Genomic DNA, 2,545 nt, shown 5'->3' with positions numbered 1-2,545 from the left:
TGTCCGTGGCCATGAAAAAGTACCCACTGGTGGCCACGTAGAAGTCCCCGCTGGTGGCCAGATAAAAGTACCCACCCTGTGTTCGTCGTGTCGATCAGGAACTGCGGGCCCCGATGGTGACGGTGAAGGTGCCAACCAGACACCACCACCACCGGGGAGTTCCATTGAAGTCTGCGAAGGACCGCATGGACATCATTTCTGCCTACCAACAAGTCGGGTCGTACCGAGCCGCCGCCGAGATCTGCCACACCACTCCTAAGACCGTCAAACGGATCGTCGACAAATTCGAGGCTGGCGATAGCGCACCGCCGAGGGCTCGGCGGGCCCACAACTACGACGCGGTGACCGATCTGGTCGCTGAGCGGGTGAAGAAGTCACAAGGTCGGATGTCGGCCAAGCGGATGCTGCCGATCGCCCGCGCTGCCGGATACGAGGGCTCGGCGCGTAACTTCCGCCGTCTCGTCGCTGAATCGAAGGTGCTGTGGCGCAACGAGCATCACCGCGGGCGGCGTCCGGCGGTGTGGTCACCGGGTGAGTACCTGGTGATCGACTGGGCCCAAGCCGCACCGGGTTTGTTCCTGTTCTGCGCGGTGCTGGCGTTCTCCCGGTGGCGGTTCGTCGCGTTCGCCACCGATCAGCGGGCGTCGACGACGTTGGCGTTGATCGCCGAGGCGTTCGGGGCGATCGGTGGTGTCCCGGCCCGGGTGCTGGCCGACCGGATGGCATGTTTGAAGGGTGGTGTGGTCGCCAACGTGGTGATCCCCACCGCGGAATACATCCGCCTGGCAGGCCATTACGGCTTCGCCCCGGACTTCTGCCATGCCGAAGACCCACAGTCCAAGGGTGTCGTGGAGAACTTGTGCGGCTACGCCCAACGCGACCTGGCTGTCCCCTTGTTGACCGAGGCCGCCATCGCCGGGGTGCCGGTGGATCTGCGGTCGGCCAACGCCGCGGCGAAGGCCTGGTGCGTGGAGGTCAATGCCGCCGTGCACTCGGAGATCTGCGCGGTGCCCGACGAGCGACTGAGCATCGAACGTGAACTGCTGCAACCACTACCGTCGCTCCGGTTGCAGATCGGAGCACCGTCGGTGATCCGTAAGGTCGACCGGCTGTCGTGTGTTCGGTACGCCTCGGCCCGCTACTCGGTGCCCACCCGGTTGATCGGAACCAGCGTGGCCGTCGTCGTCGATCACGGTGCGCTGTGCATCGTGGAACCCGCGACCGGGGTGATCGTGGCCGAGCACGAACTCGGCGCCCCCGGATCCGCGTCGGTCCTCGACGATCACTACGACGGGCCCCGCCCATCACCCAACCGAGGTCCACGACCCAGAACGACTGTAGAGCAACAGTTCTGCGCACTCGGCGACGATGCCCACGCGTTCCTGGTAGGTGCTGCTGCGATCGGCAACACCCGGCTGGGCTCGGAACTGGAAGTCCTGCTCGGCTTGGGTGCCGCACACGGCCCCGACGCCTTGGTCGGCGCGTTGCGCCGGGCGGTGGCATTCCGGAGGTTCCGTGCCGCCGACGTGCGCTCCATCCTGGCCGCCGGCGCCGGAACACCTCAACCCCGCCCCGCCGGGGACGCGTTGATCCTGGACCTCCCGGTCGCCCCCACCCGCTCGTTGGACGCCTACACCGTCACCCCGGCCGCCGACGGTGGTGTCACCTCATGACCACGACATCGACGAAGACCGCCAACACCGTTGCCCCTCTCGCTGTTCCGGTACTCGCGGCTGATCTGGACGCCGGGTTGCGACGGCTCAAACTGGCCGCAATCCGGCGCACCGCCCCCGAGGTGCTCCTGACCGCGAAGACCCAACGCTGGACACCCGAGGAGGTCCTGCGCACCTTGGTCGAGACCGAGCTAGCAGCCCGGGATGCCTCCAACGTGATCAACCGACTCAAGGCCGCCGGGTTCCCCGTCACCAAGACACTCGACTCGTTCGACGTGGCGTCGTCCTCGATCCAGCCAAAGGTGTTCGACTACCTGTCCAGCCTGGAATGGATCCGCACACAACAGAACCTGGCGATCATCGGACCCGCCGGCACGGGCAAATCGCACACCCTGATCGCACTGGGAATCGCCGCGATCCACGCCGGGCACAAGGTCCGCTACTTCACCGCCGCAGACCTCGTCGAAACCCTCTACCGCGGCCTGGCCGACAACACCGTCGGCAAGATCATCGAATCGCTGCTGCGGGTCGACCTGATCATCCTCGACGAACTGGGCTTCGCCCCGCTCGACGACACCGCAACCCAGCTGCTGTTCCGGCTCGTCGCCGGCGCCTACGAACGCCGCTCCCTGGCCATCGGCTCGCACTGGCCGTTCCAAGAGTGGGGCCGATTCCTGCCCGAGCAGACCACCGCGGTCAGCATCCTGGACCGGCTGCTTCACCACGCCACCGTCGTCATCACCGACGGCCAGTCCTACCGGATGAAGGACGCCCAACACCGAAAGGAGACCACCCAGCCGACCTAAGAATCACCGCACGGGGTGGGTACTTTTATCTGGCCACCAGCGGGGACTTCCACTTGGCCATTGACA

2 protein-coding genes are annotated in these 2,545 nt (G+C 66.0%); both read left to right on the top strand.

Annotated elements, in window-relative coordinates:
* Nucleotides 1–164: 164 nt before the first annotated feature.
* Entirely contained in the window at nt 165–1,673 is a 1,509-nt protein-coding gene (gene istA / locus AWC18_RS19320; RefSeq protein ID WP_083658267.1) for an IS21 family transposase, read from the top strand.
* Nucleotides 1,670–2,479 (top strand): IS21-like element helper ATPase IstB, encoded by an 810-nt coding sequence (gene istB, locus AWC18_RS19315; protein ID WP_064996645.1) that lies wholly within the window; start codon nt 1,670–1,672, stop codon nt 2,477–2,479. The genes istA and istB overlap by 4 nt, the downstream gene beginning before the upstream one ends.
* Nucleotides 2,480–2,545 lie beyond the last annotated feature (66 nt).

This window comes from Mycolicibacter nonchromogenicus (genome assembly GCF_002101775.1).
Taxonomy (GTDB): Bacteria; Actinomycetota; Actinomycetes; order Mycobacteriales; family Mycobacteriaceae; genus Mycobacterium; species Mycobacterium nonchromogenicum.
This window is presented reverse-complemented; position numbering and strand designations above follow the sequence as displayed.